This window comes from Capnocytophaga sp. oral taxon 326 str. F0382 (assembly GCF_000318295.1).
Taxonomy (GTDB): Bacteria; Bacteroidota; Bacteroidia; order Flavobacteriales; family Flavobacteriaceae; genus Capnocytophaga; species Capnocytophaga periodontitidis.
The window spans coordinates 38,314-44,820 of record NZ_KB291407.1 but is presented as its reverse complement, the minus strand read 5'-3'; the positions used below and the strand labels follow the sequence as shown (position 1 = coordinate 44,820).

General features: G+C 39.8%; 4 protein-coding genes. All 4 read right to left on the bottom strand.

The window, feature by feature from the left end; translation table 11 throughout:
* Nucleotides 1-394, bottom strand: a 394-nt coding sequence (locus tag HMPREF9073_RS16275) for an aminotransferase class III-fold pyridoxal phosphate-dependent enzyme (RefSeq protein WP_009750787.1), incomplete at its 3' end; no start/stop codon positions are given.
* Nucleotides 394-1,167 (bottom strand): GIN domain-containing protein, encoded by a 774-nt coding sequence (locus HMPREF9073_RS07135; protein ID WP_009750786.1) that lies wholly within the window; start codon nt 1,165-1,167, stop codon nt 394-396. The genes HMPREF9073_RS07135 and HMPREF9073_RS16275, both read right to left, overlap by 1 nt.
* A 208-nt stretch (nt 1,168-1,375) precedes the next feature.
* Complete coding sequence (locus HMPREF9073_RS07130) at nt 1,376-4,315, bottom strand: type III restriction-modification system endonuclease (protein WP_009750784.1); 2,940 nt, start codon at nt 4,313-4,315, stop codon at nt 1,376-1,378.
* Between the two features lie 2 nt (nt 4,316-4,317).
* Complete coding sequence (locus HMPREF9073_RS07125; protein WP_009750783.1) at nt 4,318-6,306, bottom strand: site-specific DNA-methyltransferase; 1,989 nt, start codon at nt 6,304-6,306, stop codon at nt 4,318-4,320.
* Between the last annotated feature and the right edge of the window lie 201 nt (nt 6,307-6,507).

Sequence of the window (6,507 nt, the reverse complement as noted above, 5' to 3'; positions counted from 1 at the left end):
TTTTGGCAGCGATGAGTTGGGTGCGCCCCGTAGCACGTTTGGCTAATTTCACCGAGCCCTCAATAGCTTCCGTCCCAGAATTTACCAAATAGGTGGTATTGAGTTCAGGTGGTAACTGCTCGGCGAGAAGTTTACAGAAGTCTACCGCAGGTTTTTGTACATACTCACCATATACCATTACGTGCATATAGGTAGCGCACTGCTCTTGGATAGCCTTCACTACCGCAGGATGACAATGCCCCAAAGTGCAAGCCGATACACCTGCCACAAAATCTAAATAACGCCTGCCATCGGTAGTGTAGATATAGCTACCTTCGGCGCGTTCCACCTCTAACAATCGCGGATAAGGCGATGTAGGGGCTTGATATTTTAGGAATTCTTGTTGTTGATTCATTATTTTTCTTCTTTAATGACCTTAATCATTGAGTTTGTTTCTATTTGGTTAGTAGCATTACCTTTGTAATAAAGTTCAAAAATACCGCTTGGTTTTCCTTGTATAGTACCATCAATTCTCAATTTTGCTTTCACAATACCCGAAGTATTAAAAATAGCATTTTGTATTTTTAGATCGTAAGTTTCTAATTGGATGATTCTGTTAGAAACAAAATTGAGATTTTCTACTTTTCCACTAATAGGCAGCTTAGTGAGAGAGCCTGCATTGAAAGTGAGATTTCGGCAATTGAGCTGTAAGTTTCCTTCCCTACAACTACCTATTTCTAAATCCAAATCATTGACATTCAGTTTTAAATCAATCTCCGAAAGAAAGTCGAGAAGCATTTTGTAGGAAGGCATATTTATAGGTTCTTCTGAACGAATTTTACCACTTTGCATTTTCAATTCGCTTGTTCCTTTAATTGGGATTTTGAGTTTTATACCTCCTGTTTGCACAAAATTCACGCCTTTAGGTGTTTCCAAAGATATTTTCAAAGTTCCCTCTTCAACAGTAGCTTTGATGATAGGGTGAATAGCATTATCAGCATCGATATAGATATGGTCGTTTTTTTCATTTACCAGTGTAACCTCCCACCTACTATCGATATCTATTTTGGTGTACTTGGGCAGTTCTGTTCGTAGTACACTTCTCTCACCAGAGGCTTGGAATACGTTTTGGGCTGTTGATAAGGCTGTTGCAAATAGCAAGCCTATTGATAGAATTATATTTTTCATTGTTCAATTATTTATTTCACTTTATGTATAGCCCCCCACATACTCTGCTCTCGCAGACTTTCCCGAAGGGGAGAAGCCGTAAAGTGGGCGTTTGCAAAACGCCCCTACAATAGATTGATTGTCAGAGTAATCAACTTTGGCAAAGGTCGTAGCACGACAGGCAATTAAGGACTTTGACAAAGTGTAGCGATGCAAACATTGTTAATTGTTAATTGTTATAATAGGTTTCTTGTAAGAGGGGCATTATTTTGTCGTTGCTGAATTGGGTTTTGAAATGTATATTCACTTTGCCTTTGAAGAAAGCTACAGCGTGCCTTATTTTCAGTTTTTCTTCTTCGCGCAAAGCGTTGTCATTGGGTACGTTCTTGCTCTCTATCACAAAGTGCAGTTGTTGGGATTGGTTTTTGTACTGCACGATGTAAGCGAAATCGGGTGAATAGGTTTTGCCTCCTGCCACGGGTATTTTGATAGAGTTTTTAGGTATTTTGGTAAATACGGTTACACTATCGATATTTTGCAAGATGTTTTCGCGCTCTAATTCCGAATCAAAAAAGAGTTCATCGAACAGATAGTTATGAGCAACGGTTTGATTTTCGGAAAGTATCCCAACCTCAGCAGCAGGTATTTCGGCTAAAGGCTCTCCCTTAGCATTAGTGAGCTTGGTAGGGTGTATCGCATTGCTAACTTTTTGGTAGCCTACTGTATATTTAGTAAAGGCATTGGCTAACAAGAAAAACTCAAAATTTTGTTTGATAGCCCTTATCGTCGCTATATTTAGATACAGATTGATGTCGGTAGGGGTGCTGCAAAACGCCTTGTGTAGGGTTTTGATGTTCACAAAGAGCATTTTTGAAAGTTCTTTTAAGAAATCACTATAGCTCATTGTTGAAAACGACTGCTTGCGTTCGTGGTATTCAGCTCTTTCTTCGGATACATAAGCGCGTTTGTCTTGTATGTGTATTCTATTGACAATTTCCACTAAAGTACATTTCTCAAAAGAGCGGTTAGCACTGCGACTTTCGTTTTTGAGATAGTCTACAAAGAGATCTTGAAACTGTTGTTCGTTTTTGAACTGATATTCCAAAATCGCTTTTTCGTTGAGCTGCTCCCAAAACTCTTTTAGCTTACTGTATTTATCGGCGCGTATACGTATAGTTTTCTTAGGCTGGGTAGCCTTGCGTATCTTGCTGCTATCTACCCCTTGGAAAGCTAAGGGGAAATGTGCTCGTACATAGTCTAAACCACCTTGTTTGAAACTGTTATCGCGTTTGAGTACATTGTGTTCATCTAATTCCTCTAAAAGCGCATTTTTATCATCAAAATGATACAGTTTTACAATTTGACTGATAAGATCGTCGTTCAAACTATCAAGCGGCGTTTCAATTGAAACAGACCCTGATTTATCGTTAATTTCCTTCACCAATTGGTCTACAAATTGGTTTTCGGTGAAATCTACAAAATAGTTTAGAAAGAAATTGCTATCCTTCACCCTATTACCGTACTCATTCACGGGCAAGCGCAAGCCACGCCCTACTTCTTGCAGTTTGCTAATCTCACTACCACTACTGCGCAACTTGCATATCTGGAAAACATTGGGGTTATCCCAACCCTCGCGCAACGTCCATTTGGAAAAGATGAACCGGCGTGGATTTTGCAGATTCAATATTGCTTCTTTGTCGTGCAAAATTTCGTTGATTTCCTTTTCTACTTCTTCATCTTTAACCGAATTATCTTTAGAGAAATAACCACCGTGTGTACCAGCGATATTGTCGATGGTTTTCTGTAGATAAGCGCGATAAAACTCGTTTTCTTCAGAATACAAACGTCTTTGGGCTTCAGCTTTGATAAGGAGTTCTACCGTTTTGCGCAAATGACCTTCGGTATTGCGGTATTCCTCGATGTTATCGATAAAGAACAAAGTGAGCGGTTTGATGCGCACTTCGCGACAGAGCAGCTCGCGTTCTAACTCAAAATGATGGAAAATCGTTTTTTGCAACATTCTATCTTGCAAGGTTTCCGAATACGAATAAGGGTTGAGTTTATCGCCTTTTTTGAGTTCTAAACCATTGGATAACAGAACGGTAGTTTTATTTAGTTGTACTATCTGCAAGCCGTGCATTGCGGAGTGAGCTCTCTCAAAATCATCGCCTTTGGTTAAGACAATTTTCTTTTGACTATTGTTTTCTATCAGCTCAAAATGTGCTTCTTTGCCATCGGTGTCCGTAAGGCGCAACAAGGCATTGTTACTTCCTGAAAACTCAGTAACATACCCCACTACACCTTTTACCAAGTTGCTATTGAAAGCATCGACAGAGGTGAGTTGGTATACTAAATTGTGGTAATCTTTTATTTTAATTGTTTCGGTAGTACCGAATACTGTTTTGCGTTTTAGTTCTTTATCAGGGAAAGTAGCCCCATAGCGGAAAATAAACTGAGGGAACATCTTTTTAATGGCTTCCCACGTTTTGTTTTCTTGGGCAAACTTATGAGGTTCATCGATGATGAGGAAAGGGGCGGTGGCAGCAATGGCTTCAAAGGGTATCGCATAACGGTCGAACAAGGTTTGGTCGAACGTTTTTTGCATTGTATCCGAATTGAGCATCCCTGCATTGATGAGCAGCACTTGTATTTTGTTTTGTGTAGCAGTGGCTTCTACAAAACTGCGCACAGCAGGCGGAAAGCCGCTTTTGTTGCCCTTGCTACTCTTTTGACTTTCGACTATATGCACTTCAATGGTTTTGCTATAGTCGTCCATAAAATGGCTACGTGCACTTTCCGACTTTAGAAAACTAAGGGTACCCGCTTTGATAGAGAGAGTAGGGACTACTATCACAAACTTAAAGATGCCAAGGGCTTTGTTGAGCTCAAAAATGGTTTTAGTATAGGTATAGGTTTTGCCCGTACCTGTTTCCATCATCACATCAATAATATTGTTGCGGGCATCGCAATAACGCGTGTCTATTTCTTGAGCTTTTTGCAGCTCCCTAATATTGCGCTCATAAGCATAGCTATTTTTATCCACCTTAGGGTTGATACACTCAGCTCCTTGTTTTTTAGGCAACTGCACGTACAACTCATCAAAAACACTCACCGTATTTTTGACTGCCTTTGACTGGTGGTCGAGATTTTTTTCAAATTTGAGCTTCATACTTAGTTCCTTATGATAAAATCGGTGCTGATACTTTTTTTATTGGCATACGCTTTCACGTTTTCGGCAATTTGGCGCAGGTGTGCACTCTCGAAATGATAGCCAAAGACTACAATGGTCGTAGGGTTGAAATCGGGGGTATTGTCCATCATTTCAAGCAATACTTTTAAGCTTTCGGTAGTAAAACCGCGATGTATTAAGTACAATTTATCAAAACCGTAATAGCCTTCATAGCCTGCTAAATTTACAGGAGCAAGGCTTTCTGTTAGTGGAATGCCATCGTAGGTTTTCCAAGTGAGTAACAAGGCACGGAGGTCGGTATCGGTGAGTTTTGTTTCATCAAAAAGAGTAAGAGAGGGGGTGAAATCCTTTGCCTCAAACTCATAGTCGTCCCAAATAGGGAAAGTTTCATAAATTTGGAAGCCGAGGTCTACCTCTTTTGCGCTAAAAAGGTCGTTTTTTTCAACTTTGAGTTTAACAGCTGCTCTTAGCAAACGTTCTTTAGTAATATCGAAAATAGTAGGCTCAGCGGGTAATGACGAATTACGAGAGACAAATGATGGGAAAGACAAGACCGCTTCGTAAGCAGTTTTGTTCTTTTTCTTATCGATAAGCTCAGGGAGTTGTACGAGTATAAAACGGCGGTTACCCTCATCTTTCGCATTGAGTTGCATCACGGCATCGGCGGTAGTACCAGAGCCGGCAAAGAAATCGAGAATGAGATCGTTGGGATTGGAGCCTATTTCGATTAAGAATTTCATTAATTTGACGGGCTTAGGTGTTTCAAAGATTTTTTTCCCCTGAAAAATCTCATTTAATTCCTTAGCAGCGTGATTATTCATTACATCAGTAATAAGATTTTTGTAGGCGGCTGCCCTCTCTATTTTATTTCCTTCGTTGTCTACAAGCATATAATTCTTGTAACACACAGCCCAGCCCGATTGTTTAGAAGTTGATTTTCTAAATTCTATAAATTTATTCTCAATTCCCCATTGAAATTTTTCCTTACTCCATTTCCATATCCAACCATCATTTTCATAATCTAATCTCCCATTTGGATAAGTAATGGTACCATCAGGGCATTCAATAGGATAATTTAGGCTATCACTATAAGATAAACCTCCTCTATCTAAATTGTCTATATAATATTTCCCTCTTTCTTCTTCAAATTCATCAGATAATTTATATCTATTTTCATTGAAAGAATTAGTATTTTTATTTAAGTTAGTATAAAATGTATTTTTACAATAACATAAAATATACTCTGTTATAACCGCAATATTATTAGCATCAGAAGCCCCTGTTTTCTTTTGCCAAATAAACTCGCTTACAAAATTATCCTCTCCAAACACTTCATCCATTAGTAGACGCAGTTGTGCTACTTCGTTATCGTCTATAGATACAAATATGACACCATCGTCTTTGAGTAATTGGCGGGCAATATACAAGCGGGGATACATAAAAGTAAGCCAAGCGGAATGCGAGTTGCTCTTGCTCTGGGTGAAACTCAAAATACGTTGGGCTACCTCCTCACTTACTCCTGCCAACTGGGCGAGCTGAGGTACGGTGAACTTGCGGTCGTCCTGATATACAAAACCGTCGGAGCCTGTGTTGTAAGGAGGATCGATGTATATCATTTTCACCTTTTCGTAATAGGCATTGGTGAGGTGCTTGAGCACTTCAAGGTTATCGCCTTTGAGCAGTAGGTTTTGCGAATGGGCGTTTTCAGGCAAGGCGTTATGCGCCTCATCGGCGCGCAAGAGCGTTGTTACAGGGTCGGTAGCTAACAAACGGGCATACTGCTTGCCGAGCCATTGCAACGAATAGCTTTCGGTGAAAAAGTCTACTTCTTTTTGTTGTAATACTGTTTTAAATTTCTCAAAATCAAAACTTCCCTCTTTACTGAAGCAATCGGCAAAGTGAGTGTGGAGTACTGCTTGGAGGTCGGCTGTTTTTGGGGTAAGGTTTGTGGTGAGGTTTTGTTCTATCATTGTTGATTGTTATTATCAGGATTATTCTTATAGCTTCGTAGCTCAGGGTGTTCACATTTAAAGGCTTAGCCTAGTTTTATCTGTGTGGGCGTTTGCAAAACGCCCACACAATAGATTGATTATCAGAGTAATCAACTTTAGCAAAGGTCGTAGCAATACGTGTGTAGCCCCCACATACTCTGCTCTCGCAGACTTTCCCGA